The organism is Pseudomonas alkylphenolica, from assembly GCF_000746525.1.
Classification (GTDB): Bacteria; Pseudomonadota; Gammaproteobacteria; order Pseudomonadales; family Pseudomonadaceae; genus Aquipseudomonas; species Aquipseudomonas alkylphenolica.
Genome location: NZ_CP009048.1, coordinates 564,088 through 588,914, shown reverse-complemented (window position 1 = coordinate 588,914; position 24,827 = coordinate 564,088). Strand labels below are relative to the sequence as shown.

General features: G+C 58.1%; 34 protein-coding genes. 1 reads left to right on the top strand and 33 read right to left on the bottom strand.

Annotated features, from left to right (window positions below):
* Position 1 precedes the first annotated feature (1 nt).
* From PSAKL28_RS02730 to PSAKL28_RS02705, 5 genes are all read right to left on the bottom strand, one after another.
* Positions 2-655, bottom strand: coding sequence for a formate dehydrogenase subunit gamma (locus PSAKL28_RS02730; RefSeq protein ID WP_038606207.1), 654 nt, complete (start codon positions 653-655; stop codon positions 2-4).
* Entirely contained in the window at positions 652-1,602 is a 951-nt protein-coding gene (gene fdxH, locus PSAKL28_RS02725) for a formate dehydrogenase subunit beta (protein ID WP_038606205.1), read from the bottom strand. Before fdxH ends, PSAKL28_RS02730 begins: the two co-directional genes overlap by 4 nt.
* On the bottom strand, positions 1,602-4,667 hold the full coding sequence (gene fdnG, locus PSAKL28_RS02720) for a formate dehydrogenase-N subunit alpha (protein ID WP_157686994.1): 3,066 nt from the start codon (positions 4,665-4,667) through the stop codon (positions 1,602-1,604). Before fdnG ends, fdxH begins: the two co-directional genes overlap by 1 nt.
* 236 nt (positions 4,668-4,903) lie before the next feature.
* The gene (locus PSAKL28_RS02710) at positions 4,904-5,422 is read right to left on the bottom strand and encodes a single-stranded DNA-binding protein (RefSeq protein ID WP_038606199.1); all 519 of its coding nucleotides are present in this window, start codon (positions 5,420-5,422) and stop codon (positions 4,904-4,906) included.
* Between the two features lie 9 nt (positions 5,423-5,431).
* Positions 5,432-6,826, bottom strand: coding sequence for an MFS transporter (locus tag PSAKL28_RS02705; RefSeq protein WP_038606197.1), 1,395 nt, complete (start codon positions 6,824-6,826; stop codon positions 5,432-5,434).
* A 129-nt stretch (positions 6,827-6,955) separates the two neighbouring features.
* On the opposite strand from PSAKL28_RS02705, the gene uvrA reads away from it, so the two are divergent.
* On the top strand, positions 6,956-9,790 hold the full coding sequence (gene uvrA / locus PSAKL28_RS02700) for an excinuclease ABC subunit UvrA (RefSeq protein WP_038606195.1): 2,835 nt from the start codon (positions 6,956-6,958) through the stop codon (positions 9,788-9,790).
* 120 nt (positions 9,791-9,910) lie between these two features.
* Here the strand turns inward: uvrA and bfr are convergent, their stop codons facing one another.
* The 28 genes from bfr to rplD all read right to left on the bottom strand — a co-directional run bounded on the left by bfr (position 9,911) and on the right by rplD (position 24,821).
* Positions 9,911-10,375 carry a bacterioferritin gene (gene bfr, locus PSAKL28_RS02695; protein ID WP_038606192.1) on the bottom strand — a complete coding sequence of 155 codons (465 nt, stop codon included), beginning with the start codon at positions 10,373-10,375 and terminating at the stop codon, positions 9,911-9,913.
* 155 nt (positions 10,376-10,530) lie between these two features.
* The gene (locus PSAKL28_RS02690; protein ID WP_038606189.1) at positions 10,531-11,979 is read right to left on the bottom strand and encodes a catalase; all 1,449 of its coding nucleotides are present in this window, start codon (positions 11,977-11,979) and stop codon (positions 10,531-10,533) included.
* Positions 11,980-12,160: 181 nt separating this feature from the next.
* Positions 12,161-12,547, bottom strand: a complete 387-nt coding sequence (gene rplQ, locus PSAKL28_RS02685; protein ID WP_002555463.1) for a 50S ribosomal protein L17 — start codon at positions 12,545-12,547, stop codon at positions 12,161-12,163.
* A gap of 42 nt (positions 12,548-12,589) precedes the next feature.
* Positions 12,590-13,591, bottom strand: a complete 1,002-nt coding sequence (locus tag PSAKL28_RS02680; protein WP_003186012.1) for a DNA-directed RNA polymerase subunit alpha — start codon at positions 13,589-13,591, stop codon at positions 12,590-12,592.
* Between the two features lie 22 nt (positions 13,592-13,613).
* Positions 13,614-14,234: a 30S ribosomal protein S4 gene (rpsD, locus tag PSAKL28_RS02675; protein WP_038606186.1), complete on the bottom strand. Its 621-nt coding sequence runs from the start codon at positions 14,232-14,234 to the stop codon at positions 13,614-13,616.
* 15 nt (positions 14,235-14,249) lie between these two features.
* Positions 14,250-14,639, bottom strand: coding sequence for a 30S ribosomal protein S11 (rpsK, locus tag PSAKL28_RS02670; RefSeq protein ID WP_002555466.1), 390 nt, complete (start codon positions 14,637-14,639; stop codon positions 14,250-14,252).
* A gap of 30 nt (positions 14,640-14,669) precedes the next feature.
* Positions 14,670-15,026, bottom strand: coding sequence for a 30S ribosomal protein S13 (rpsM, locus tag PSAKL28_RS02665; RefSeq protein ID WP_028944477.1), 357 nt, complete (start codon positions 15,024-15,026; stop codon positions 14,670-14,672).
* Positions 15,027-15,157: 131 nt separating this feature from the next.
* Positions 15,158-15,274 carry a 50S ribosomal protein L36 gene (gene rpmJ, locus PSAKL28_RS26655; protein WP_002555468.1) on the bottom strand — a complete coding sequence of 39 codons (117 nt, stop codon included), beginning with the start codon at positions 15,272-15,274 and terminating at the stop codon, positions 15,158-15,160.
* 28 nt (positions 15,275-15,302) lie between these two features.
* Entirely contained in the window at positions 15,303-16,634 is a 1,332-nt protein-coding gene (gene secY / locus PSAKL28_RS02660) for a preprotein translocase subunit SecY (RefSeq protein ID WP_010220319.1), read from the bottom strand.
* The gene (rplO, locus tag PSAKL28_RS02655; RefSeq protein WP_010220318.1) at positions 16,635-17,069 is read right to left on the bottom strand and encodes a 50S ribosomal protein L15; all 435 of its coding nucleotides are present in this window, start codon (positions 17,067-17,069) and stop codon (positions 16,635-16,637) included.
* A gap of 3 nt (positions 17,070-17,072) precedes the next feature.
* Positions 17,073-17,249, bottom strand: coding sequence for a 50S ribosomal protein L30 (rpmD, locus tag PSAKL28_RS02650; RefSeq protein ID WP_038606181.1), 177 nt, complete (start codon positions 17,247-17,249; stop codon positions 17,073-17,075).
* Positions 17,250-17,251: 2 nt separating this feature from the next.
* The gene (rpsE, locus tag PSAKL28_RS02645; protein ID WP_010220316.1) at positions 17,252-17,752 is read right to left on the bottom strand and encodes a 30S ribosomal protein S5; all 501 of its coding nucleotides are present in this window, start codon (positions 17,750-17,752) and stop codon (positions 17,252-17,254) included.
* Between the two features lie 3 nt (positions 17,753-17,755).
* Positions 17,756-18,106: a 50S ribosomal protein L18 gene (gene rplR / locus PSAKL28_RS02640; RefSeq protein WP_038606178.1), complete on the bottom strand. Its 351-nt coding sequence runs from the start codon at positions 18,104-18,106 to the stop codon at positions 17,756-17,758.
* Between the two features lie 10 nt (positions 18,107-18,116).
* Complete coding sequence (gene rplF / locus PSAKL28_RS02635; RefSeq protein ID WP_038606175.1) at positions 18,117-18,650, bottom strand: 50S ribosomal protein L6; 534 nt, start codon at positions 18,648-18,650, stop codon at positions 18,117-18,119.
* Positions 18,651-18,662: 12 nt separating this feature from the next.
* Positions 18,663-19,055, bottom strand: a complete 393-nt coding sequence (gene rpsH / locus PSAKL28_RS02630; protein WP_010220313.1) for a 30S ribosomal protein S8 — start codon at positions 19,053-19,055, stop codon at positions 18,663-18,665.
* A gap of 209 nt (positions 19,056-19,264) precedes the next feature.
* Positions 19,265-19,570 carry a 30S ribosomal protein S14 gene (rpsN, locus tag PSAKL28_RS02625; protein WP_038606172.1) on the bottom strand — a complete coding sequence of 102 codons (306 nt, stop codon included), beginning with the start codon at positions 19,568-19,570 and terminating at the stop codon, positions 19,265-19,267.
* 13 nt (positions 19,571-19,583) lie between these two features.
* On the bottom strand, positions 19,584-20,123 hold the full coding sequence (rplE, locus tag PSAKL28_RS02620) for a 50S ribosomal protein L5 (protein ID WP_028944480.1): 540 nt from the start codon (positions 20,121-20,123) through the stop codon (positions 19,584-19,586).
* Positions 20,124-20,143: 20 nt separating this feature from the next.
* Positions 20,144-20,458 carry a 50S ribosomal protein L24 gene (rplX, locus tag PSAKL28_RS02615; protein ID WP_009397501.1) on the bottom strand — a complete coding sequence of 105 codons (315 nt, stop codon included), beginning with the start codon at positions 20,456-20,458 and terminating at the stop codon, positions 20,144-20,146.
* Positions 20,459-20,469: 11 nt separating this feature from the next.
* A complete protein-coding gene (gene rplN / locus PSAKL28_RS02610; RefSeq protein WP_002555479.1) occupies positions 20,470-20,838 on the bottom strand; it encodes a 50S ribosomal protein L14 in 369 nt (122 codons plus the stop codon).
* A 23-nt stretch (positions 20,839-20,861) separates the two neighbouring features.
* Positions 20,862-21,128, bottom strand: coding sequence for a 30S ribosomal protein S17 (gene rpsQ, locus PSAKL28_RS02605; protein ID WP_028944481.1), 267 nt, complete (start codon positions 21,126-21,128; stop codon positions 20,862-20,864).
* Positions 21,129-21,130: 2 nt separating this feature from the next.
* Positions 21,131-21,322 (bottom strand): 50S ribosomal protein L29, encoded by a 192-nt coding sequence (gene rpmC / locus PSAKL28_RS02600; protein WP_002555481.1) that lies wholly within the window; start codon positions 21,320-21,322, stop codon positions 21,131-21,133.
* Entirely contained in the window at positions 21,322-21,735 is a 414-nt protein-coding gene (rplP, locus tag PSAKL28_RS02595; protein WP_003255479.1) for a 50S ribosomal protein L16, read from the bottom strand. Before rplP ends, rpmC begins: the two co-directional genes overlap by 1 nt.
* Before the next feature lie 12 nt (positions 21,736-21,747).
* Positions 21,748-22,434, bottom strand: a complete 687-nt coding sequence (rpsC, locus tag PSAKL28_RS02590) for a 30S ribosomal protein S3 (RefSeq protein ID WP_010220308.1) — start codon at positions 22,432-22,434, stop codon at positions 21,748-21,750.
* A gap of 13 nt (positions 22,435-22,447) precedes the next feature.
* Positions 22,448-22,780: a 50S ribosomal protein L22 gene (gene rplV / locus PSAKL28_RS02585; protein ID WP_003103908.1), complete on the bottom strand. Its 333-nt coding sequence runs from the start codon at positions 22,778-22,780 to the stop codon at positions 22,448-22,450.
* Between the two features lie 11 nt (positions 22,781-22,791).
* Complete coding sequence (gene rpsS, locus PSAKL28_RS02580) at positions 22,792-23,067, bottom strand: 30S ribosomal protein S19 (protein WP_002555486.1); 276 nt, start codon at positions 23,065-23,067, stop codon at positions 22,792-22,794.
* A 16-nt stretch (positions 23,068-23,083) separates the two neighbouring features.
* Complete coding sequence (gene rplB / locus PSAKL28_RS02575; RefSeq protein ID WP_038606161.1) at positions 23,084-23,908, bottom strand: 50S ribosomal protein L2; 825 nt, start codon at positions 23,906-23,908, stop codon at positions 23,084-23,086.
* Between the two features lie 14 nt (positions 23,909-23,922).
* Positions 23,923-24,222 (bottom strand): 50S ribosomal protein L23, encoded by a 300-nt coding sequence (rplW, locus tag PSAKL28_RS02570; protein WP_010220306.1) that lies wholly within the window; start codon positions 24,220-24,222, stop codon positions 23,923-23,925.
* A complete protein-coding gene (gene rplD, locus PSAKL28_RS02565) occupies positions 24,219-24,821 on the bottom strand; it encodes a 50S ribosomal protein L4 (RefSeq protein WP_010220305.1) in 603 nt (200 codons plus the stop codon). The genes rplW and rplD overlap by 4 nt, the downstream gene beginning before the upstream one ends.
* Positions 24,822-24,827 lie beyond the last annotated feature (6 nt).

Sequence of the window (24,827 nt, the reverse complement as noted above, 5' to 3'; positions counted from 1 at the left end):
GTCATCCTTTTTTTCTGATCTGCGAGTCTGGTGGGTCCTCGCGGGTCACTTCCCGATACCATAGTTCATGGTGCTTTTTCGCCCAGGCGCGACTGACCCAACCATGCAGCATCGCGCTGACCGAGCCCTTGATCCAGACCCCGGCGTAGATGTGCACAATGATGCTCAGCACCAGCACGAAAGCGGCCAGCGCGTGCAGCAACGTCGCCAGGCGGATCGAGCCGATACCGAAGTACTGGCTGAACCAGGCCCGCCAGATCACGATGCCGCTAAGCAGCAGCACCAGCATGCACAGCAGCAGGGTCCAGAACAGCAGCTTCTGCCCAGGGTTGTACTTGCCGATAGGTGGCACGCCCTCCTCTTCGTTGCGCATCACCCGGTCGATACGCCTGAGCCACAGACGATCATTGGCGATAAAGAAATTCGCCCGCCAGAAGCGCAGTACCAGGAAGAGAAAGAATACGAACATCAGCACACCGATGAACGGGTGCAAGATGCGCGTCCACGGCCCGCCACCGAACAGATGGCTGAGCCAGAACAGCGCGGGGTGAAACAGCGCCAGCCCCGACAATGCAGCCATGATGAACAGGATCGCCACCAGCCAGTGGTTGCTGCGCTCGTTGGCGTTGTAGCGCAGGATGGGTTTGTCTTTCATGGCCGCTCCTCCCCTTGCCCACCCGGTTTGTGCGGGTCATACACATGCACGGCGGGGTCGACCACATGCACGCTGGTATCCGGCGCACTCGGGTGCTCGTCCTCCCCGACCCGGTTCGGGCCAATGCGCACATAGTGGAAGAACCCGGCCAGCACCGCCGCGCCCATGGCCAGCAGCGCCAGCGGTTTGCTCACCCCTTTCCACAGCCCAACCAGCGGGCTGATCACCGGCTGGTCCGGCAGCCCCGCGTACAGCTTCGGTTGATCGGCGTGGTGCAGCACGTACATCACATGAGTACCGCCGACACCATCGGGGTCATACAAGCCGGCGTTGTCGAAGCCCCGCGACTTGAGATCGACAATGCGTTCGGCGGCGTGCTCCTTCATGTCCTCCTTGCTGCCGAACACGATTGCCCCGGTCGGGCAGGTCTTCACACAGGCGGGCTCCAGCCCTACCGCGACGCGGTCGGAACACAAGGTGCACTTGTAGGCTTTGTGATCCTTCTGCGAAATCCGCGGAATGTTGAACGGGCAACCGGTAATGCAGTAACCGCAACCGATGCAGTGGTCCTGGTTGAAGTCGACAATGCCGTTGGCGTGCTGGATGATCGCGCCTGGGCTTGGGCAAGCCTTCAGGCAACCGGGCTCGGCGCAGTGCATGCAGCCGTCCTTGCGGATCAACCACTCCAGGTTACCGTCGGCATTTTCATGCTCGGTGAAGCGCATCAGGGTCCAGGTCTCGGCCCCCAGGTCATGCGGGTTATCGTAAGTGCCATAGCTGTGCCCCACCTCGTCACGCAACTCGTTCCATTCCGAACACGCGACCTGGCAGGCCTTGCAACCGATGCACTTGGTGGTGTCGATCAGCTTGGCCACTTCCTCCTGCTGGCGGATCGACGGCGGCGCCGTGGTGGTGGCCGAACGGGCGATGATGTCTTGGCTAGCCATCAGATTTTCTCCACGTTGACCAGGAACGACTTGGATTCCGGCGTTTGCGTATTGCCGTCACCGAGGAACGGCACCAGGGTGTTGGTCAGGTAGCCATGCCGGGTCACCCCGGTAAAGCCCCAGTGCAACGGAATACCGATCTGGTGCACGGTCTGGTTGTTGACCTGCAACGGACGAATCCGCTTGGTCACCACCGCCACCGCCTCGATATGCCCACGCTTGCTGCTGACGCGCACCCGGTCGCCGGCGGCAATGCCCTTTTCCTTGGCCAGTACCTCGCCGATTTCGACGAACTGCTCCGGCTGGGTCACGGCGTTGATCGGGCAATGCTTGGTCCAGAAGTGGAAGTGCTCGGTCAGCCGGTAGGTGGTAGCGGCGTAGGGGAAGTCCTTGGCTTGCCCCAGGGTGTCCCATACCGAATCGAACACCCTGCCTGCCGGGTTGCTGGTGGCCTTCTTGTTGTTCGGGTGCAACGGGTTGACCCCGATGGGCGTTTCGAACGGTTCGTAATGCTCCGGGAACGGCCCTTCGGCCATCTTGTCCAGGGCAAAGAAGCGCGCCACGCCCTCTGGGTTCATGATGAACGGGTTCATCCCCGCTTCCGGCGCCACGTCGGCCTTGAAGTCCGGTACGTCGGTACCGCCCCAGGCTTTACCGTTCCACCACACCAGCCGTTTGTTCGGCGACCAGGGTTTGCCCTGCACGTCAGCCGACGCCCGGTTGTACAGAATCCGCCGGTTCGCCGGCCACGCCCAGGCCCAACCGAGGTTCTGCTTCATACCGAACGGATCGGAGTTATCGCGCCGGGCCATCTGGTTGCCCTGCTCGGTCCAGCTGCCACAGAAAATCCAGCAGCCGGAAGCCGTACTGCCATCGTCCTTGAGCTGGGCGAATGCGGCCAGTTGCTGCCCGGCCTTGATGGTCGTGCCGCTGGCATCGGTGACATCAGATACCGCGTAACCGCTGAACTCCTTGGCGATTTCTTCCGGGGTCGGCTCGTGCGCTACCTTGTAGGGCCAGTTGAGCTTGAGGATCGACTCGGCCCAGGCCCCACCCTCGCGCTGGTAACGCTCGCGCAGGCGCAGGAACAGCGCGCTCATAATCCACACGTCGGTTCGGGCCTGACCCGGCCCTTCCGCGCCCTTCCAGTGCCATTGCAGCCAGCGGCTGCTGTTGACCAGCGAGCCGTCTTCCTCGGCAAAGCAGGTAGTGGGCAGGCGAATGACTTCAGTCTGCACGTTCGCCGTATCGACATCGTTGTACGGCCCGGCGTTGCGCCAGAACTCCGAGGTCTCGGTCGCCAGCGGGTCCATCACCACCAGCCACTTGAGCTTGCTCAACGCGGCGGTGACACGGTTCTTGTCAGGCAAGGCGGCAATCGGGTTGAAGCCCTGGCAGAAGTAACCGTTGACCTGCTCTTTGGCCATCATGTCGAACATCTTCAACACGTCGTAGCCCGGGATATCCAGCTTCGGCAGGTAATCGAAACCCCAGTGGTTCTCGGCGGTGGCGTTGGCGCCATACCAGGCCTTCATCAGGCTGACATGGAACTTGCCGTAGTTCTGCCAGTAGGACAGCTGCCCCGGACGCAGCGGCTTCGGCGCGCGTTTGGCGATGTAGGTGTCGTAGTCCTGCTCGGCATCCGACGGCAGGGTCAGGTAGCCCGGCAGCAGGTTGGACAACAGCCCCAGGTCGGTCAGCCCCTGGATATTGGAGTGGCCGCGCAGGGCGTTGACCCCGCCACCGGGCATGCCGACGTTGCCCAGCAGCAACTGGACCATGGCCGCACTGCGGATGATCTGCGAGCCGATCGAGTGCTGGGTCCAGCCCAGGGCATAGAGGATCGTCATGGTCTTGCCCGGTTGCGAGCAGGTGGCGATCTCTTCCCAGACCTTGCGCATGCTGTCCACCGGCATGCCACAGATCTGGCTGGCCAGCTCCGGCGTGTAGCGGCTGTAGTGCTGCTTCATCAGCTGGTAGACGCAACGCGGATCCTGCAGGGTCGGATCGACCTTGGCAAAGCCGTCTTCACCGAGTTCGTAACCCCAGCCGGACTTGTCGGTGTAGCTGCGTTTGTCGGCGTCGTAACCGCTGAACAGGCCATCTTCAAAGCCATAGCCAGCTTTGACGATGAACGCCACGTCGGTGTAGTTGCGTACGTACTCGTGCTGAATCTTGTCTTCGGTCAGCAGGTAATTGATCAGCCCGCCCATGAAGGCGATATCCGTGCCGGTACGGATCGGCGCGTAATAATCGGCCACCGAAGCGGTTCGGGTAAAACGCGGGTCGACCACGATCAGCCGGGCCTGGTTGTGCGCCTTGGCCTCGGTCACCCATTTGAAGCCACAGGGATGGGCTTCTGCAGCGTTGCCACCCATCACCAGGATCAGATTCGCGTTGGCGATATCGGTCCAGTGATTGGTCATGGCTCCACGGCCGTACGTCGGGGCAAGACTTGCCACCGTCGGGCCATGTCAGACACGTGCCTGGTTATCGAACCCCAGCATGCCAAGACTGCGAACGACCTTGTGGGTCATGTAGCCGGCTTCGTTGGAGGAAGCCGAAGCGGCCAGAAAGCCGACGCTCAGCCAGCGATTGACCGTCTGGCCCTGGGCGTTTTTCTCGATGAAGTTGGCGTCGCGATCGGTCTTCATCAGATCGGCGACGCGATCGAGCGCCTCATCCCAGGACACCCGCGTCCATTCCTTGCTGCCCGGCTTGCGTACCTGCGGGTACTGCAGGCGGTTGGGGCTGTGGATAAAGTCGAGCAGACCGGCGCCTTTCGGGCACAGCGTGCCGCGGTTCACCGGATGGTCGGCATCGCCTTCGATATGGATGATGTTCTGCGCAACGTTCTTGGCCGCATCACCCTGGCTGTACATGATCAAGCCACAGCCAACCGAGCAATAAGGACAGGTGTTACGGGTTTCTTTGGTATGCGCCAGCTTGAAGTGACGCACCTGCTCGGCGAAGGCCGGTGTCGGGGCCATGCCCAACGCAGCCAGGCTCGAACCTCCAAGGCCGATAGCGGCGACCTTGAAGAACTGCCGACGGTTGAGATCCATCGTGCACTCCTGATCAGGTGGTGGACGCGCGGGACGTTGCCGGCGTCTCTTGAACGATCACGGTGGCGACTTATACTGCAGGCGCCAGTTGATACTGTAGTCAAGATTTCAGGAAGCGCGATGAAGGTGGACTAGCGGCACATTGCCACGCCATGGTCAGGCATAAAGCAAAACGCCCAGTGCGAGGCACCGGGCGTTTTGTGGATGTAGCGGGATGTAGCGGTCAGCGCTATGAATCAGAACGGAATATCGTCATCAAAGCTGTCGAAATCCGGAGCCGGCTGCGGTGCGGCCTGTTGCGGCGCTGGGCGCTGCTGCGGTGCCGACTGCTGCGGACGCGGAGCCTGCTGGCGCGGCGCCTGGTTGTAGTTGTTGCCACCACCCTGAGGCTGAGAACCGTCCTGGTTCTGCGGACGACCGCCGAGCAGCTGCATGGTGCCCTGCATGTCGACGATGATTTCAGTGGTGTAACGCTTGATGCCGTCTTTTTCCCACTCGCGGGTCTGCAGTTTGCCTTCGATGTAGACCTGCGAACCTTTGCGCAGGTACTCGCCGGCGATCTCGGCAACCTTGCCGAACATCGAAACGCGGTGCCACTCGGTGCGCTCGACCTTCTGGCCGGTCTGCTTGTCGGTCCACTGCTCGCTGGTAGCCAGGCTCAGGTTGGTCACGGCGTTACCGTTGGGCAGGTAGCGGACTTCTGGATCCTGACCGCAAGTACCGACCAGAATGACTTTGTTAACCCCACGGGCCATAACGTTCTCCTAGGCTTCGCACGCTGCGGAGGCCGGGTTTACCAGACGCTCCAGGGTCGTGCGATCCAAAATTTGTGTATCAAGTTTGATATAGATGGCGGACTCATCGGCCACCACCACTGCGTCGGTCACACCCGGTACGGCCAACAGCCGTTCGGTCAGTCCCGCTTCGCGGACCGCCTCGGCCGACAACGGCATGCGCAGGCTGGTCACGTACGGCGGCTCACGCATGCTCAGGGCAACGATCCACCACACTGCACACAAGGCCGCACAGCCCAGGAACACCGTACTCAGGCCACCGTGCTGGAACAACCAGCCACCGAGAATTCCTCCCAGCGCGGCACCAAGGAACTGGCTGGTGGAGTACACCCCCATGGCGGTGCCCTTGCCGCCGGCGGGCGACACCTTGCTCACCAGCGAAGGCAAGGATGCCTCCAGCAGGTTGAAGGCAGTAAAGAATATCACGGTGCCTATCACCAGTTCGTGCAAGTTGTCTGCCGACAGCCAGAAATACAACTCGGTCAGCACCAAAACACTGACCGCGCCCAGCAGGACACGTTTCATCTTGCGCTTTTTTTCGCCGTAGATGATGAACGGGATCATTGCAAAAAATGAGACCAGCAAAGCCGTCAGGTACACCCACCAATGCTCTTCCTTGGGCAGGCCACCGCGCTCGACCAAGGCCAGGGGCAAGGCGACGAAGCTGGCCATCAGGATCGCATGCAGGACGAAGATGCCGACATCCAGGCGCAGCAGGTCGGGATGACGCAAGGTCGGCCCCAAGGCTTGCTTGGCAACGCCAGACTCGCGGTGTTGCAAGGCGCCGTGGGACGCCGGCACGACAAAGGCGATCAGGGCGATGCCGACCACCGCCATGGCGGCCGTGGCCAGGAACAGCCCGGACAAGCCGAAGGCACGGGTCAGCAAGGGGCCAACCACCATGGCCACGGCAAACGACAAACCGATGCTCATGCCGATCATGGCCATGGCTTTGGTTCGGTGTTGCTCGCGGGTAAGGTCCGAAAGCAGCGCCATCACTGCCGCCGAAATCGCCCCGGCACCTTGCAGGATGCGTCCGGCAATCACCCCCCAGATCGAATCGGCCTGGGCCGCCAGCACGCTGCCCAGGGCAAAGATCACCAGGCCCAGGTAAATCACCGGACGACGACCGATGCGATCGGAAATGACCCCGAACGGAATCTGCAGGAATGCCTGGGTCAGGCCATAGGCACCAATGGCCAGGCCAATCAGCGCCGGTGTGGCGCCAGCCAGGTCCATGCCATAGGTCGCCAGCACCGGCAGGACCATGAACATGCCCAGCATACGGAAGGCGAACACCAGGGCCAGGCCGCCTGCGGCGCGGGTTTCGCTGCCACTCATGCGTTCGCTGTGGGGATCGTGCATGGATAAACCTCGTGTGAACCGGCGGCGATTCTACCAGTCCGATCGCGTAACGGCATATACGTGACGCTTTGCCGCGTACTGGCAGGGAGCCGTATACTCAACCGTTTATGCCCGCCAAGCGAGGCCGCAGTGGACAAGATCCTGATTCGTGGGGCACGGACCCACAACCTGAAGAACATCGACCTGACCCTGCCCCGGGACAAGCTGATCGTTATCACCGGCCTGTCCGGTTCCGGCAAGTCGTCGCTGGCCTTCGATACCCTGTACGCCGAAGGCCAGCGCCGCTATGTCGAGTCGCTGTCGGCGTATGCCCGGCAGTTCCTGTCGATGATGGAAAAGCCTGACGTCGACACCATCGAAGGACTGTCGCCAGCGATTTCCATCGAGCAGAAGTCAACCTCGCACAACCCGCGCTCGACTGTCGGCACCATCACCGAGATCTATGACTACCTGCGCCTGCTCTACGCCCGCGTCGGTACCCCGCGCTGCCCGGACCACGACATTCCGCTGGAGGCGCAGACCGTCAGCCAGATGGTCGATCTGGTGCTGGCCCAGCCCGAAGGCAGCAAGCTGATGCTGCTGGCCCCGGTGATTCGCGAACGCAAGGGCGAACACCTGGCCGTCTTCGATGAACTGCGCGCCCAGGGTTTCGTCCGTGCGCGGGTCAACGGCAAGCTGTTCGAGCTTGATGAGCTGCCCAAGCTGGATAAACAGAAAAAGCACACCATCGAAGTGGTGGTCGACCGTTTCAAGGTCCGCGAGGACCTCCAGCAGCGCTTGGCCGAATCCTTCGAAACCGCGCTGAAGCTGGCCGACGGTATTGCCCTGGTCGGCTCGATGGATGACGAACCGTTCGAGGAGATGATCTTCTCGGCGCGCTTCGCCTGCCCGATCTGCGGCCATGCCATCAGCGAGCTGGAACCCAAGCTGTTCTCCTTCAACAACCCGGCGGGCGCCTGCCCGACCTGTGACGGGCTGGGGGTCAAACAGTTCTTCGACACCAAACGCCTGGTAAACAGCGAACTGACCCTGGCTGAAGGTGCGATTCGCGGCTGGGACCGGCGCAACGTTTATTACTTCCAGATGCTCGGCTCACTGGCCGCGCACTATGACTTCAGTCTCGAAGTGCCCTTCGGCGAGCTACCGGCCGAACAGCAGAAAATCATCCTGCATGGCAGCGGCAAGCAGAACGTCGACTTCAAGTACCTCAACGACCGCGGCGACATCGTCAAGCGTTCGCACCCGTTCGAAGGCATCGTGCCGAACCTGGAGCGGCGCTACCGCGAGACCGAGTCGGCAACCGTGCGCGAAGAGCTGGCCAAGTTCCTCAGCACCCAGCCCTGCCCGGATTGCCGTGGCACGCGCTTGCGCCGTGAGGCGCGGCACGTCTGGGTCGGTGAAAAGACTCTGCCGGCGGTGACCAACCTGCCAATCGGTGATGCCAGTACCTACTTCGGCGGGCTGAAACTGACAGGGCGTCGCGGTGAAATTGCCGACAAGATTCTCAAGGAAATCTGTGAGCGCCTGCAGTTCCTGGTCAATGTCGGCCTCGACTACCTGACCCTCGACCGCAGCGCCGATACCCTGTCCGGCGGTGAGGCCCAGCGTATTCGTCTGGCCAGCCAGATCGGCGCCGGCCTGGTCGGGGTGATGTACATCCTCGACGAACCGTCTATCGGCCTGCACCAACGCGACAACGACCGCCTGCTGGCTACCCTCAACCACTTGCGCGATATCGGTAACACGGTGATCGTCGTCGAACACGACGAAGATGCCATTCGCCTGGCGGACTACGTCGTGGATATCGGCCCGGGTGCCGGTGTGCATGGCGGTCAGATCGTTGCCGAAGGCACACCGGCCGATGTCATGGCCCATCCTGATTCGCTGACCGGCAAATATCTGTCCGGGCGGGTGAAAATTGCCGTACCGGCCAAGCGCACGCCGCGCAACAAGAAGCTCTCGCTCAAGCTCAAGGGTGCACGTGGCAACAACCTGCAGAATGTCGACCTGGAGATCCCGATCGGTCTGCTGACCTGCGTGACCGGTGTTTCCGGCTCGGGCAAGTCGACCCTGATCAACAACACCCTGTTCCCCCTCAGTGCCACGGCCCTGAATGGCGCCAGCACCCTCGAGGCGGCGCCGCATGACAGCTGTGACGGTCTGCAACACCTGGACAAAGTCGTGGATATCGACCAGAGCCCGATCGGCCGTACGCCACGCTCGAACCCGGCGACCTACACTGGCCTGTTCACCCCGATCCGTGAGCTGTTCTCCGGCGTGCCGGAGTCCCGTTCCCGTGGCTACGGTCCGGGGCGTTTCTCTTTCAACGTCAAAGGCGGACGCTGCGAGGCCTGCCAGGGCGACGGTCTGATCAAGGTCGAGATGCACTTCCTGCCAGACATCTACGTGCCCTGCGATGTGTGCAAGAGCAAGCGTTACAACCGCGAAACCCTGGAGATCAAGTACAAGGGCAAGAACATCCACGAGGTCCTGGAAATGACCATCGAGGAAGCCCGCGTGTTCTTCGACGCGGTGCCGGCGCTGGCGCGCAAACTACAGACGTTGATGGATGTCGGCCTGTCGTACATCAAACTGGGGCAGTCGGCGACCACCCTCTCCGGTGGTGAAGCACAGCGGGTCAAGTTGTCGCGCGAGCTGTCCAAGCGCGATACCGGCAAGACCCTGTACATCCTCGACGAGCCGACAACAGGTCTGCATTTCGCCGATATCCAGCAGTTGCTCGATGTACTGCACCGCCTGCGCGACCACGGCAACACCGTGGTGGTGATCGAGCACAACCTGGACGTGATCAAGACTGCCGACTGGATTGTCGACCTGGGCCCCGAGGGCGGCTCCAAGGGTGGACAAATCATTGGTTGCGGTACACCGGAAGAAGTCGCCGAGATGAAGCAGTCGTATACAGGCTACTACCTCAAACCGCTGTTGGAGCGCGATCGCGCGTGACGTGGGAGCGGGCTTGCCCCGCGATTACGGTGTGTCTATCACATCGCGGGGCAAGCGCGCTCCCACCAATCGAAACAAAAAAGCCCCGCACTGGCGGGGCTTCTTTTTGTTCCGGGAAAATTACATCTGCGACTGCAGGTAGTTCTCCAGGCCGATGGACTTGATCAGACCTTGCTGCTTTTCCAGCCAGTAGGTGTGATCTTCTTCAGTGTCGGCCAGTTGCAGGCGCAGGATGTCACGGCTGATGTAGTCCTTGTGCAGTTCGCACAGCTCGATGCCTTTGCACAGTGCGGCGCGCACCTTGTACTCCAGGCGCAGGTCGGCAGCGATCATTTCCGGCACGGTTGCACCCACGTCCAGATCATCCGGGCGCATGCGTGGAGTGCCTTCGAGCATGAGGATACGACGCATCAGGGCATCAGCGTGCTGGGTCTCTTCCTCCATCTCGTGGTTGATACGCTCGTAGAGCTTGCTCAAGCCCCAGTCTTCGTACATCCGCGAATGGATGAAATATTGGTCACGTGCCGCCAGTTCGCCCGTCAGCAACGTGTTGAGATAATCGATTACGTCCGGGTGACCTTGCATCGCCCTGCCTCTCCCTGTGTGAAAGTTATAGTTTGAACCAGGATGCCCGGAAGGTCACTTGGAATTGGGCATAAATGTGCAAAAAAACGGGTAAACGGTAGTGATATTCATTGAAAAACCGCCCAAATGAGGGCGGTTCTTCTTATCACTTCGACTTAGGCGAGATTTATGCCCAAAGCCTTGGCAATCCCCTCTCCATAGGCCGGATCGGCCTTGAAGAAGTGCTGCAACTGACGCTGAACGACATCTTCGGAAACCCCGGCCATGGCCCCGGCAATGTTGTTGATCAGCAGGGCCTTCTGCTCGGCGTTCATCAAGCGGAACAGTGCACCGGCGTGGCTGTAGTAATCGGTATCTTCGCGATGATCGTAACGACCGGCGATACCATTGAGCTCCAGTGCAGGCTCAGCAAACTGCGGCGCCTGCTTCGGCGCATTGCCGTAACTGTTCGGTTCGTAGTTCGGTGCCGCACCACCATTGCTGCCAAACGCCATGCTGCCATCACGCTGGTAGGTGTTCACCGGGCTGCGTGGGGCGTTTACCGGCAATTGCTGATGGTTGGTACCAACGCGATAGCGGTGTGCGTCTGCGTAGGCAAACACGCGGCCCTGGAGCATGCGATCGGGCGACAAACCGACACCTGGAACCATATTGCTCGGCCCGAATGCAGCCTGCTCGACCTCGGCGAAGTAGTTGAGCGGGTTGCGGTTCAGTTCCAGCTCGCCGATTTCGATCAACGGGTAATCCTTCTGCGACCAGGTCTTGGTCACGTCAAAGGGGTTCTCGTCGCGGCTGGCCGCCTCTTCTTCGCTCATCACCTGGATGCACACCGCCCATTTCGGGAAGTCGCCGCGCTCGATGGCTTCGAACAGGTCACGCTGAGCGTAATCAGGATCAGTACCAGCCAGACGGGCCGCCTCGGCGGGCGCCAGGTTCTTGATGCCCTGCTTGGTCTTGAAGTGCCACTTGACCCAGGTGCGCTGGCCCTGAGCGTTGATCAAGCTGTAAGTGTGGCTGCCAAACCCGTGCATGTGACGGTAACCGTCTGGAATGCCGCGATCGGAAAACAAAATGGTGACCTGGTGCAGCGCTTCAGGCGAATGCGACCAGAAGTCCCACATCGCCTGCGCACTTTTCAGGTTGCTTTGCGGCAGACGTTTCTGGGTGTGGATAAAGTCGGGGAATTTCAGCGGGTCCCGAATGAAGAACACCGGGGTGTTGTTACCGACGATGTCCCAGTTACCTTCCTCGGTATAGAACTTCAGGGCGAAACCCCGTGGATCACGCTCGGTATCCGCCGAACCACGCTCGCCACCCACAGTAGAGAAGCGCAGGAAGGTTTCGGTCTGCTTGCCGACGGCGCTGAACAGTTTGGCGTAGCTGTACTGAGTGATATCCCGGGTCACCGTGAAGGTGCCATAGGCACCCGAGCCCTTGGCGTGTACGCGACGCTCAGGGATGTTCTCGCGGTTGAAGTGGGCGAGTTTTTCAAGCAGGTGGAAGTCATCCAGCAACAACGGCCCCCGCGGCCCTGCGGAGCGCGAGTTCTGGTTGTCGGCAACCGGTGCACCGCTGGCGGTGGTCAGTGTCTTGGTCTGGCTCATGCGCTATCTCCCTATCGGTCCTTACGGTCTCAAACTGCCGGCTAATCGGCCTGGAATGAGTATCGACCAGAACTATGACAGCAACAAATTCATTACCTGACTTGGATCAATAGATTGCTTCAATACATGCAGACACAAAAAACCGGGCACTAGGCCCGGTTTCTTGTTTCAGACTGACGTCTTATTCAGCAGCTTCTACCGAGCCACCGACAGGACGATCAACCAGCTCGACGTACGCCATTGGTGCGTTATCGCCAGCGCGGAAGCCGCACTTGAGGATACGCAGGTAGCCGCCCTGACGGGTGGCATAGCGCTTGCCCAGATCGTTGAACAGCTTGCCGACGATTTCTTTCGAACGGGTACGGTCGAAAGCCAGACGACGGTTAGCTACGCTGTCTTCCTTGGCCAGGGTGATCAGCGGCTCGGCAACGCGGCGCAGTTCCTTGGCTTTTGGCAGGGTAGTTTTGATCAGCTCGTGCTCGAACAGCGACACCGCCATGTTCTGGAACATAGCCTTGCGGTGAGAGCTGGTACGGCTCAGGTGACGTCCACTTTTACGATGACGCATGATTCATTCCTTACCAAACACTACGTTCGGTGATTACGACGATCAGGCAGTCGCCTTGTCGTCTTTCTTAAGACTTGCAGGCGGCCAGTTGTCGAGGCGCATGCCGAGGGACAGACCACGGGAGGCCAGAACGTCCTTGATTTCAGTCAGGGACTTCTTGCCCAGGTTCGGAGTCTTCAACAGTTCTACTTCGGTGCGCTGAATCAGATCGCCGATGTAGTAAATGTTCTCCGCCTTAAGGCAGTTGGCCGAACGTACGGTCAATTCCAGATCGTCAACCGGACGAAGCAGGATCGGATCGATCTCGTCTTCCTGTTCGACTACCACAGGTTCGCTGTCACCTTTGAGGTCGACGAACGCAGCCAGCTGCTGTTGCAGGATGGTTGCAGCACGACGGATAGCCTCTTCAGGATCCAGGGTACCGTTGGTTTCCAGATCAATAACCAGCTTGTCCAGGTTGGTACGCTGCTCGACACGGGCGTTTTCCACCACGTATGCGATACGGCGAACCGGGCTGAACGAAGAGTCAAGCTGCAAGCGACCAATGCTGCGGCTTTCGTCTTCATCGCTCTGACGCGAATCGGCCGGCTCATAACCACGACCACGAGCTACGGTGAGCTTCATGTTCAGGGCGCCGTTAGACGCCAGGTTAGCGATTACGTGATCGGGGTTAACGATCTCGACATCATGATCCAGCTGAATATCGGCAGCGGTAACCACCCCCGAACCCTTTTTCGACAAGGTCAGCGTAACTTCGTCACGACCGTGCAGTTTGATAGCCAGGCCTTTCAGGTTCAACAGGATTTCAATGACGTCTTCCTGTACACCTTCGATTGCCGAGTACTCGTGGAGTACACCGTCAATCTCGGCCTCGACCACTGCACAGCCAGGCATAGAGGACAACAGGATGCGGCGCAGCGCGTTGCCCAGGGTATGGCCAAAGCCACGCTCGAGAGGCTCGAGCGTGATTTTAGCGCGGGTTGGACTGACGACCTGCACATCGATGTGGCGGGGCGTCAGGAACTCATTTACCGAAATCTGCATGGATGCACCTATTTTCTAGCCCTTACTTGGAGTAGAGCTCGACAATCAGGCTTTCGTTGATGTCGGCGGACAGGTCGCTGCGAGCAGGAACGTTCTTGAAAACGCCCGACTTCTTGGCAGCATCCACATCTACCCACTCAACGCGGCCACGCTGGGCACACAGTTCAAGGGCTTGAACAATGCGCAGCTGGTTCTGCGACTTCTCGCGAACCGCGACCACGTCACCCGGACGAACTTGGTAGGACGGAATGTTTACAGTCTTGCCGTTGATGCTGATCGCTTTGTGCGAAACCAGCTGACGGGATTCGGCACGAGTAGCGCCAAAGCCCATACGATAAACGACGTTATCCAGACGGCATTCGAGCAGCTGCAGCAGGTTCTCGCCGGTTGCACCCTTCTTGGAGGCTGCTTCCTTGTAGTAACCGCTGAACTGACGCTCGAGAACGCCATAGATGCGACGTACTTTTTGTTTCTCGCGCAGCTGGGTGCCGTAGTCGGACTGACGGCCACGGCGTTGGCCGTGGATACCTGGGGCTGCTTCGATGTTGCACTTCGATTCCAGAGCGCGAACGCCGCTCTTCAGGAACAGATCGGTGCCTTCACGACGAGACAGTTTGCATTTTGGACCAATGTAACGTGCCATTTATCTGTCTCCTGATTACACGCGGCGCTTCTTCGGCGGACGGCACCCGTTATGCGGGATTGGCGTCACGTCGGTGATGCTGGCGATCTTATAGCCACAACCGTTCAAAGCACGAACAGCGGACTCACGACCTGGACCTGGACCCTTGACGTTGACGTCGAGGTTCTTCAGACCATATTCCAGCGCAGCTTGACCAGCACGCTCAGCAGCTACTTGAGCAGCGAACGGGGTGGACTTGCGGGAACCGCGGAAACCCGAACCGCCGGAGGTAGCCCAAGACAGAGCGTTACCTTGACGATCGGTGATGGTCACGATGGTGTTGTTGAAAGACGCGTGGATGTGGGCGATGCCATCAACCACTGTCTTTTTGACTTTTTTACGAGGACGAGCAGCAGGTTTTGCCATTTCTAAATTCCTGTCGATTCGCTGGTGCGATTACTTGCGGATCGGCTTACGCGGGCCCTTACGGGTACGCGCGTTGGTCTTGGTACGCTGACCGCGTACTGGCAGACCCCGACGATGACGCAGGCCGCGGTAGCAACCCAGGTCCATCAACCGCTTGATTTTCATGTTGATGTCACGGCGCAGATCACCTTCGGTGATGTACTTCGCAACTTCAGTACGCAGCGATTCAACCTGCTCGTCGCTCAGATCCTTGATCTTAGCGGCTGGGTTGACCCCAGTCTCTACACAGATTTTCTGTGCAGTAGTGCGACCAACACCATAGATGTAGGTCAGCGAGATAACAGTGTGCTTGTTATCTGGAATGTTGACGCCTGCAATACGGGCCATTCAGTGGGACTCCAATTGACAGCTACCTACGCCCCGGAAGCCAAGAAATAGGGCGCGAGATAATATCGCTGTAGAAACAAATAATCAACCCAGCAGCGCACTAGCTGCTGGGTTTGTAGCGCAAATCACACTCAGCCTTGGCGCTGCTTGTGACGTGGTTCCGCACTGCAAATTACTCGAACAACACCTTCGCGGCGAATAATCTTGCAGTTACGGCACAGCTTTTTCACCGATGCACGAACTTTCATCACCAACTCCTCGAACCTTAAGGGTCTATCAGCGCAGCAAACCGCTGCCACCGTAGCCTTTCAGGTTGGCTTTCTTCATCAGGGATTCGTACTGGTGCGAAACGAGGTGCGATTGTACTTGGGACATGAAGTCCATCACAACCACTACCACAATCAGCAACGAGGTCCCGCCAAGGTAGAACGGAACGTTTGCAGCAACCACCAGGAACTGGGGAAGCAGACAGACGGCCGTCATATAAAGAGCACCGAACATGGTCAAGCGGGTCAGAACGCCATCAATGTAGCGCGCCGACTGCTCACCTGGACGGATGCCCGGAATAAAGGCACCGGACTTCTTCAGGTTCTCCGCTACGTCTTTCGGATTGAACATCAACGCCGTATAGAAGAAGCAGAAGAAAATAATCCCTGCACTAAACAGCAGAATATTCAACGGCTGACCAGGAGCGATCGACTGCGAGATGTCCTGCAACCAGCCCATACCTTCGGACTGACCGAACCAGGCACCCAGCGAAGCCGGGAACAGCAAGATGCTGCTCGCGAAAATGGCAGGAATAACGCCCGCCATGTTCACTTTCAGCGGCAAGTGGCTGGTCTGCGCAGCGAAGACCTTGCGGCCCTGCTGACGCTTGGCGTAGTGAACGGCGATACGACGCTGACCACGCTCAATGAACACCACAAAACCGATAATCGCTACTGCCAGCAAACCGATAGCGACCAGAGCGAAAATGTTGATATCGCCTGTACGTGCAGACTCGAAAGACTGCCCGATTGCTCTCGGAAGACCGGCGACGATACCTGCGAAGATCAACATCGAGATACCGTTGCCTACACCGCGCTCCGTGATCTGCTCACCCAGCCACATCATGAACATTGCGCCGGCCACAAAAGTGGAAACCGCAACGAAATGGAAGCCAAAGTCAGCAGAAAACGCCACGCCCTGACCGGCCAGACCAATGGACATGCCAATGGCCTGGACCAGCGCCAGGATTACGGTGCCGTAGCGGGTGTACTGGCTGATCTTGCGACGGCCAGCTTCACCTTCCTTCTTCAACTGCTCCAGCTGCGGGCTGACGGCGGTCATCAGCTGCATGATGATCGATGCCGAAATGTACGGCATGATCCCCAGCGCAAAGATGCTCATCCGTTCCAGCGCGCCGCCGGAAAACATGTTGAACAAGCTAAGAATGGTCCCCTCATTCTGTCGAAACAGTTCCGCCAGCCGGTCCGGGTTGATACCTGGAACTGGGATGTGTGCGCCTATCCGATAGACGATGATCGCCAGGAACAGAAAACGCAGACGAGCCCAAAGTTCAGACATCCCGCCTTTGCCGAGCGAAGAGAGAGCACCTTGCTTAGCCATTTATTCCTCGAACTTGCCGCCAGCTGCTTCGATAGCCGCACGCGCACCTTTGGTGGCTGCGATACCCTTGATGGTGACCGCGCGAGTAACTTCGCCCGACAGCATGATTTTCACACGCTGTACGTTCTGGTTAATCACGTTGGCATCCTTCAAGGATTGCACGGTGACAACGTCGCCTTCCACTTTGGCCAGCTCGGACAGACGCACTTCGGCGCGGTCCATGGCTTTCAGGGAAACAAAGCCGAATTTCGGCAGACGACGGTGCAGCGGCTGTTGACCGCCTTCAAAGCCTGGAGCGATGGTGCCACCGGAGCGGGAGGTTTGACCTTTGTGACCACGGCCACCAGTCTTACCCAAACCACTACCGATACCACGACCCGGACGATGCTTCTCGCGACGGGAACCCGGCGCTGGACTCAGATCATTGAGTTTCATCGATTAACCCTCGACGCGCAGCATGTAGTAAGCCTTGTTGATCATCCCGCGGTTCTCGGGAGTATCCAGGACTTCTACAGTGTGACCGATGCGGCGCAGACCCAGACCCTTAACGCACAGTTTGTGGTTAGGGATACGGCCGGCGGTGCTTTTGATCAGCGTTACTTTAACGGTAGCCATGATCAACGGATCTCCTCAACGCTCTTGCCGCGCTTGGCAGCAATGGATTCAGGAGATTGCATAGCCTTCAGACCCTTGAAAGTGGCGTGAACCACGTTTACAGGGTTGGTCGAGCCATAGCACTTGGCCAGGACGTTCTGAACGCCAGCAACTTCCAGGACGGCACGCATTGCGCCACCGGCGATGATACCGGTACCTTCGGAGGCAGGCTGCATGTACACCTTCGACGCGCCATGGGCGGACTTGGTGGCGTACTGCAGAGTGGTGCCGTTCAGGTCAACCTGAATCATGTTGCGACGAGCAGCTTCCATAGCTTTCTGGATCGCAGCAGGTACTTCGCGCGATTTGCCACGGCCGAAACCAACACGACCTTTACCATCACCAACCACGGTCAACGCGGTGAAAGTGAAGATACGGCCGCCTTTTACGGTTTTGGCAACGCGGTTAACTTGAACCAGCTTCTCGATGTAGCCTTCGTCGCGCTTTTGATCGTTATTTGCCATAACTTAGAACTCCAGCCCGCCTTCACGAGCAGCATCAGCCAGCGCCTTGACGCGGCCGTGGTACTTGAAGCCGGAACGGTCAAAGGCAACTTGAGATACACCGGCGGCTTTCGCGCGCTCAGCTACCAGCTTGCCAACCTTAGTGGCCGCGTCGATGTTGCCGGTGGCGCCATCACGCAGTTCTTTGTCCAAAGTCGAGGCGCTGGCCAGGACTTTGCTGCCGTCGGCCGAAAGGACCTGGGCATAGATGTGCTGCGAGGAGCGGAACACGCAGAGACGCACGACTTCGAGTTCGTGCATTTTCAGGCGTGCTTTGCGAGCGCGACGCAGTCGAGTAACTTTTTTGTCGGTCATTTGCTAGGCCCTACTTCTTCTTGGCTTCTTTACGACGGACGACTTCGTCCGCGTAACGCACACCCTTGCCTTTGTACGGCTCTGGTGGACGGAAGTCGCGGATTTCAGCGGCCACCTGACCTACCAGCTGCTTGTCGATACCCTTGATCAGGATATCGGTCTGGCTTGGGGTCTCAGCGGTGATACCCGCTGGCAGTTCGTAATCCACTGGATGCGAGAAGCCAAGCGCCAGGTTCAGCACGGTGCCTTTGGCTTGTGCTTTGTAACCAACACCGACCAGCTGGAGCTTACGCTCGAAGCCTTGGCTTACGCCTTGGACCATGTTGTTAACCAGGGCACGGGTGGTACCGGCCATTGCGCGAGTTTGTTGATCGCCATTGCGAGCAGCGAAACGCAGCTCACCAGCTTCTTCAACAACTTCTACGGACGAGTGAACATTCAGTTCGAGAGTGCCCTTGGCACCCTTCACCGAAAGCTGTTGGCCGACGAATTTGACTTCGACACCGGCTGGCAGCTTAACGGGGTTCTTAGCGACGCGAGACATGCTTATCCCCCCTTAGAACACTGTGCAGAGAACTTCGCCGCCGACACCGGCAGCGCGCGCAGCACGATCAGTCATCACACCTTTGTTGGTGGAGACGATAGACACGCCCAGACCGCCACGTACTTTCGGCAGTTCTTCGACGGACTTGTACTGACGCAGGCCTGGACGACTTACGCGCTTGACTTCCTCGATGACCGGACGGCCTTCGAAGTATTTCAGCTCGATGGAAAGCGATGGTTTTACTTCGCTGCTGACCTGATAGCCAGCGATGTAACCTTCGTCTTTCAGAACTTTGGCTACCGCAACCTTCAGAGTCGACGAAGGCATGCTTACGACGGACTTTTCAGCCATCTGGGCATTACGGATGCGAGTTAGCATGTCCGCTAACGGGTCCTGCATACTCATGGGCTAGACGCTCCTGATACAAGAAAAATTAGCCTCTCGGCTACTACAGTCGCCTGAGCGCACCAGATCAAAAAACCCGGGCTCAGGAGAGCCGGTCATTCTAGACAGTTCCCAGAAACGAAACAAGCCCCAGAAGGGGCTTGTTTCGTTGCAAAGTCACCGGTGGTCGGAAGATTGCTCTTCCGCCACCCGGACGCTGCCGGTACGTCTTACCAGCTGGCTTTAACCAGACCTGGAACGTCACCGCGCATTGCTGCTTCACGCAGCTTGTTACGGCCGAGGCCGAACTTGCGGTAAACGCCGTGTGGACGACCGGTGATGCGGCAACGGTTACGCAGGCGCGAAGCGCTGGCGTCACGTGGTTGCTTCTGCAGAGCTACGACAGCGGCAAAACGCTCTTCTGGAGTTGCTTCCAGATTTACGATGATCGCTTTCAGCTCGGCACGCTTCTTGGCGTACTTGGCAACAGTGAGCTGACGCTTCAGCTCACGGTTTTTCATGCTCTTCTTGGCCATTTTCCTACTCCAATCAGTTGCGGAACGGGAATTTGAAAGCACGCAGCAGAGCGCGGCCTTCGTCATCGTTCTTGGCAGTGGTGGTCAGGGTAATGTCCAGACCGCGCAGAGCATCGATCTTGTCGTAGTCGATTTCCGGGAAGATGATCTGCTCTTTCACGCCCATGCTGTAGTTGCCACGACCGTCGAAGGACTTGGCATTCAGGCCGCGGAAGTCGCGAACCCGAGGCAGGGAGATCGCCAGCAGGCGGTCCAGGAATTCGTACATACGATCGCGGCGCAGAGTAACTTTAACGCCGATCGGCCAGCCCTCACGGACTTTGAAGCCCGCGATGGATTTCCGAGCGAAAGTCACAACGGCTTTCTGACCGGTGATCTTCTCCAGGTCAGCAACAGCGTGTTCGATGACTTTTTTGTCGCCGACAGCTTCGCCCAGACCCATGTTCAGGGTGATCTTGGTAACGCGCGGAACTTCCATCACGTTCGCCAGCTTAAGTTCTTCCTTAAGCTTCGGAGCAATTTCCTTCCGGTAAATCTCTTTCAGTCGTGCCATGGTCTTCTACCTAGCAGTGTTCAAGCATCAACCGCTTTTTGGGTCGACTTGAAGACACGAATTTTCTTGCCGTCTTCTACTTTGAAACCAACGCGGTCAGCCTTGTTGGTTTCGCCGTTGAAAATGGCGACGTTGGAAGCGTGCAGTGGCGCTTCTTTCTCGACGATACCGCCTTGTACGCCCGACATCGGGTTAGGCTTGGTATGACGCTTCACCAGGTTGATCCCACCAACGACCAGACGGTCGTCAGCGAGAACCTTGAGCACCTTACCGCGCTTACCTTTGTCTTTGCCGGCGATCACGATGATCTCGTCGTCACGACGAATCTTTTGCATGTCGGATCTCCTTACAGCACTTCTGGGGCGAGCGAGACGATCTTCATGAACTTCTCAGTACGAAGTTCACGGGTCACTGGCCCAAAGATACGGGTGCCGATCGGCTCTTGCTTGTTGTTCAACAGAACAGCAGCATTGCCATCAAAGCGGATGATGGAGCCGTCAGCACGACGGACACCGTGGCGAGTGCGGACTACAACAGCAGTCATCACTTGGCCTTTCTTCACTTTACCGCGCGGAATTGCTTCCTTGACGGTTACCTTGATGATGTCACCGATGCCGGCGTAACGGCGGTGCGAACCGCCGAGAACCTTGATGCACATGACGCGACGAGCGCCGCTGTTATCGGCCACATCGAGCATGGATTGAGTCTGAATCATAAAATTTCTCCGACCCTTAGCCCTTAGACTTCAACAGCGCGTTCGAGAACTTCAACCAGTGCCCAAGCTTTGGTCTTGGCCAGCGGACGAGTCTCACGGATGGAGACCTTGTCGCCGATATGGCACTGGTTGGTTTCGTCGTGCGCGTGCAGCTTAGTCGAACGCTTAACGTATTTACCGTAGATCGGGTGCTTTACGCGACGCTCGATCAGTACGGTGATGGTTTTGTCCATCTTGTCGCTGACGACACGGCCAGTCAGCGTACGGACGGTTTTTTCAGCTTCAGCCATGATCACTTACCTGCCTGCTGGTTGAGCACAGTTTTCACGCGAGCGATGTCACGCTTAACTTGCGAGAGCAGGTGCGACTGCCCCAACTGGCCAGTTGCTTTCTGCATGCGCAGATTGAACTGGTCGCGCAGCAAGCCGAGCAGTTGCTCGTTCAGCTGCTGTGCTGATTTTTCACGAAGTTCATTCGCTTTCATCACATCACCGTCCGCTTAACAAAGGAGGTGGCGAGAGGCAACTTTGCAGCTGCCAAGGCGAAAGCCTCACGCGCCAGCTCTTCAGAAACACCCTCGATCTCGTACAGGACTTTGCCTGGCTGGATCTGGGCAACCCAGTATTCCACGGAACCTTTACCTTTACCCATCCGCACTTCGAGAGGCTTCTTGGAGATCGGCTTGTCCGGGAACACACGGATCCAGATTTTACCGCCACGTTTTACGTGACGGGTCAGAGCACGACGTGCCGACTCAATCTGGCGGGCGGTGAGACGACCGCGAGCAACAGCTTTCAGAGCAAACTCGCCGAAGCTGACTTTGCTACCGCGCAGTGCCAGACCACGGTTGTGGCCAGTCATCTGCTTGCGGAATTTTGTACGCTTTGGTTGCAACATTTGGCGTACCCCTTACTTAGCAGCTTTTTTACGAGGCGCTGGTGCTTGTGGTTTCAGTTCTTCTTGGCGACCACCAATAACTTCGCCTTTGAAAATCCAAACCTTCACACCGATCACACCGTAAGTGGTGTGAGCTTCGTAAGTGGCATAGTCGATATCAGCACGCAGGGTGTGCAGCGGCACACGACCTTCGCGATACCATTCAGTACGTGCGATTTCAGCACCACCGAGACGACCGCTCACCTGGATCTTGATGCCTTTGGCACCAATGCGCATAGCGTTCTGTACGGCGCGCTTCATGGCGCGACGGAACATCACACGACGCTCCAGCTGCTGAGCTACGCTCTGAGCAACCAGCATACCGTCGAGTTCCGGCTTGCGGATCTCTTCGATATTGATGTGCACAGGCACACCCATTTGCTTGGTCAGGTCCTGACGCAGTTTTTCAACATCTTCACCTTTCTTCCCGATAACGATACCTGGACGAGCGGTGTGGATGGTGATGCGTGCAGTTTGAGCCGGACGATGGATATCGATACGGCTAACGGACGCGCTTTTTAGTTTGTCTTGGAGGTACTCACGCACATTCAGATCTGCGAGCAAATAGTCCGCATAAGTCCGACCGTCTGCGTACCAGACGGAGGTGTGCTCCTTGACGATTCCCAGGCGAATGCCAGTGGGATGTACTTTCTGACCCATCTGATCGACTCCGTTACTTGTCCGCAACCTTGACAGTGATATGGCAAGACCGCTTGACGATGCGATCAGCGCGGCCTTTGGCACGCGGCATGATGCGCTTCAGCGAACGCCCTTCGTTGACGAAAACGGTGGAGACCTTCAGGTCATCAACGTCTGCGCCTTCGTTATGCTCGGCGTTGGCTACGGCCGACTCGAGGACTTTCTTCATGATTTCAGCGGCTTTTTTGCTGCTGAAAGCCAACAGGTTGAGCGCTTCGCCCACCTTCTTCCCGCGGATCTGGTCGGCGACCAAGCGGGCTTTCTGGGCGGAGATTCGAGCGCCCGACAACTTAGCGGCTACTTCCATTTCCTTACCCCTTAACGCTTGGCTTTCTTGTCAGCCACGTGCCCACGATAAGTGCGGGTACCGGCAAACTCGCCCAGTTTATGGCCGACCATGTCTTCGTTCACGAGAACTGGGACGTGTTGGCGACCGTTGTGTACCGCGATGGTCAGACCGACCATTTGTGGCAGGATCATCGAACGGCGCGACCAGGTCTTAACTGGTTTGCGATCGTTCTTTTCCGCCGCCACTTCGATCTTCTTCAGTAGGTGAAGATCGATAAAAGGACCTTTTTTCAGAGAACGTGGCACTGTCGTATCCCTCTATTTACTTGCGACGACGGACGATCATGTTGTCGGTACGCTTATTACCACGAGTCTTCGCGCCCTTAGTCGGGAAGCCCCATGGCGATACCGGATGACGACCACCGGAGGTACGACCTTCACCACCACCATGTGGGTGGTCAACCGGGTTCATGGCAACACCACGAACGGTTGGGCGAACGCCACGCCAGCGTTTGGCACCGGCTTTACCCAGCGAACGCAGGCTGTGCTCGGAGTTCGAGACTTCACCCAGAGTCGCACGGCATTCAGCCAGGACTTTACGCATTTCACCAGAGCGCAGACGCAGGGTCACATAGACACCTTCGCGAGCGATCAGCTGAGCCGAAGCGCCAGCGGAACGAGCGATCTGTGCACCTTTGCCCGGCTTCAGTTCGATGCCGTGAATGGTGCTACCCACTGGGATGTTGCGCAGTTGCAGGGAGTTGCCTGGCTTGATTGGAGCCAGAGCGCCTGCGATCAGCTGGTCGCCAGCAGCAACGCCTTTAGGGGCGATGATGTAGCGGCGCTCGCCGTCTGCGTAGCACAGCAGTGCGATGTGAGCAGTACGGTTTGGATCGTATTCGATACGCTCGACAGTGGCGACGATGCCATCTTTGTCGTTGCGACGGAAATCGACCATACGGTAATGCTGCTTATGACCACCACCTACGTGACGAGTAGTGATGCGGCCATTGTTGTTACGACCACCAGACTTCGACTTCTTCTCGAGCAGCGGTGCGTGAGGAGCGCCTTTATGCAGCTCCTTGTTGACCACCTTGACCACGAAACGGCGGCCAGGGGAAGTCGGTTTGCATTTAACGATTGCCATGATGCACCCCTTCCTTACTCAGCACTGCTGCTGAAATCGAGATCTTGGCCTGGCTGAAGGGAGACGATCGCCTTCTTCCAGTCATTGCGCTTGCCCAGACCACGTGCGGTACGCTTGGTTTTACCCAGAACGTTAACAGTCGACACGTTTTCGACTTTTACGCCGAACAGGCCTTCGACAGCTTTCTTGATTTCCAGCTTGGTTGCATCAGTAGCAACCTTGAATACGAACTGGCCTTTTTTCTCAGCCAGAACGGTAGCCTTCTCGGAAACATGCGGGCCAAGGAGGACTTTAAATACGCGTTCCTGGTTCATCCCAGCAGCTCCTCGAATTTCTTCACGGCCGACACAGTGATCAACACTTTGTCGTATGCGATCAGACTGACCGGATCGGAACCCTGTACGTCACGTACGTCGACGTGCGGCAGGTTACGAGCAGCCAGGTACAGATTCTGATCAACAGCGTCAGAAACGATCAGTACGTCGCTCAGACCCATGCCGTTCAGCTTGTTCAGCAGGTCTTTGGTTTTCGGTGCTTCAACAGCGAAGTCCTGAACCACGACCAGACGGTCGGTACGCACCAGCTCAGCGAGGATGGAACGCATTGCTGCGCGGTACATCTTCTTGTTGAGCTTCTGCGAGTGGTCTTGAGGACGAGCTGCGAAAGTGGTACCGCCGCCACGCCAGATTGGGCTACGGATAGTACCGGCACGAGCGCGGCCAGTACCTTTCTGACGCCATGGGCGCTTACCGCCACCAGCAACGTCGGAACGGGTTTTCTGCTGCTTGGTGCCCTGACGGCCGCCGGCCATGTAGGCCACGACTGCTTGGTGAACCAGCGTCTCGTTGAATTCGCCACCGAAAGTCAGTTCGGAAACTTCGATCGCTTGAGCGTCATTTACATTTAGTTGCATGTCAGC

Bases quoted from the DNA above. Each gene is read 5' to 3' on its own strand.
- rplQ (WP_002555463.1), bottom strand. From the start codon at position 12,547: ATGCGTCATCGTAAAAGTGGACGTCACCTGAGCCGTACCAGCTCTCAC.
- rpmC (WP_002555481.1), bottom strand. From the start codon at position 21,322: ATGAAAGCGAATGAACTTCGTGAAAAATCAGCACAGCAGCTGAACGAG.
- rpsH (WP_010220313.1), bottom strand. From the start codon at position 19,055: ATGAGTATGCAGGACCCGTTAGCGGACATGCTAACTCGCATCCGTAAT.
- rplW (WP_010220306.1), bottom strand. From the start codon at position 24,222: ATGAACCAGGAACGCGTATTTAAAGTCCTCCTTGGCCCGCATGTTTCC.
- rplB (WP_038606161.1), bottom strand. From the start codon at position 23,908: ATGGCAATCGTTAAATGCAAACCGACTTCCCCTGGCCGCCGTTTCGTG.
- rplN (WP_002555479.1), bottom strand. From the start codon at position 20,838: ATGATTCAGACTCAATCCATGCTCGATGTGGCCGATAACAGCGGCGCT.
- rplF (WP_038606175.1), bottom strand. From the start codon at position 18,650: ATGTCTCGCGTCGCTAAGAACCCCGTTAAGCTGCCAGCCGGTGTCGAA.
- bfr (WP_038606192.1), bottom strand. From the start codon at position 10,375: ATGCAAGGTCACCCGGACGTAATCGATTATCTCAACACGTTGCTGACG.
- rpsQ (WP_028944481.1), bottom strand. From the start codon at position 21,128: ATGGCTGAAGCTGAAAAAACCGTCCGTACGCTGACTGGCCGTGTCGTC.
- rpsK (WP_002555466.1), bottom strand. From the start codon at position 14,639: ATGGCAAAACCTGCTGCTCGTCCTCGTAAAAAAGTCAAAAAGACAGTG.
- secY (WP_010220319.1), bottom strand. From the start codon at position 16,634: ATGGCTAAGCAAGGTGCTCTCTCTTCGCTCGGCAAAGGCGGGATGTCT.
- PSAKL28_RS02690 (WP_038606189.1), bottom strand. From the start codon at position 11,979: ATGAGCCAGACCAAGACACTGACCACCGCCAGCGGTGCACCGGTTGCC.
- rpsE (WP_010220316.1), bottom strand. From the start codon at position 17,752: ATGGCAAATAACGATCAAAAGCGCGACGAAGGCTACATCGAGAAGCTG.
- PSAKL28_RS02680 (WP_003186012.1), bottom strand. From the start codon at position 13,591: ATGCAGATTTCGGTAAATGAGTTCCTGACGCCCCGCCACATCGATGTG.
- rpsC (WP_010220308.1), bottom strand. From the start codon at position 22,434: ATGGGTCAGAAAGTACATCCCACTGGCATTCGCCTGGGAATCGTCAAG.
- rpsN (WP_038606172.1), bottom strand. From the start codon at position 19,570: ATGGCCAAGAAGAGCATGAAAAACCGTGAGCTGAAGCGTCAGCTCACT.
- rplP (WP_003255479.1), bottom strand. From the start codon at position 21,735: ATGTTGCAACCAAAGCGTACAAAATTCCGCAAGCAGATGACTGGCCAC.
- rpsD (WP_038606186.1), bottom strand. From the start codon at position 14,234: ATGGCACGTTACATTGGTCCAAAATGCAAACTGTCTCGTCGTGAAGGC.
- rpsM (WP_028944477.1), bottom strand. From the start codon at position 15,026: ATGGCCCGTATTGCAGGCGTCAACATTCCAGATAACAAGCACACTGTT.
- rplX (WP_009397501.1), bottom strand. From the start codon at position 20,458: ATGCAAAAGATTCGTCGTGACGACGAGATCATCGTGATCGCCGGCAAA.
- rplO (WP_010220318.1), bottom strand. From the start codon at position 17,069: ATGAAACTCAATGATCTGAGTCCAGCGCCGGGTTCCCGTCGCGAGAAG.
- rplR (WP_038606178.1), bottom strand. From the start codon at position 18,106: ATGACCGACAAAAAAGTTACTCGACTGCGTCGCGCTCGCAAAGCACGC.
- rpmJ (WP_002555468.1), bottom strand. From the start codon at position 15,274: ATGAAAGTTCGTGCATCGGTGAAAAAGCTGTGCCGTAACTGCAAGATT.
- PSAKL28_RS02705 (WP_038606197.1), bottom strand. From the start codon at position 6,826: ATGCACGATCCCCACAGCGAACGCATGAGTGGCAGCGAAACCCGCGCC.
- fdxH (WP_038606205.1), bottom strand. From the start codon at position 1,602: ATGGCTAGCCAAGACATCATCGCCCGTTCGGCCACCACCACGGCGCCG.
- rpmD (WP_038606181.1), bottom strand. From the start codon at position 17,249: ATGGCTACCGTTAAAGTAACGCTGATCAAAAGCACCGCCGGCCGTATC.
- PSAKL28_RS02730 (WP_038606207.1), bottom strand. From the start codon at position 655: ATGAAAGACAAACCCATCCTGCGCTACAACGCCAACGAGCGCAGCAAC.
- rplV (WP_003103908.1), bottom strand. From the start codon at position 22,780: ATGGAAGTAGCCGCTAAGTTGTCGGGCGCTCGAATCTCCGCCCAGAAA.
- rplD (WP_010220305.1), bottom strand. From the start codon at position 24,821: ATGCAACTAAATGTAAATGACGCTCAAGCGATCGAAGTTTCCGAACTG.
- PSAKL28_RS02710 (WP_038606199.1), bottom strand. From the start codon at position 5,422: ATGGCCCGTGGGGTTAACAAAGTCATTCTGGTCGGTACTTGCGGTCAG.
- rplE (WP_028944480.1), bottom strand. From the start codon at position 20,123: ATGGCACGACTGAAAGAGATTTACCGGAAGGAAATTGCTCCGAAGCTT.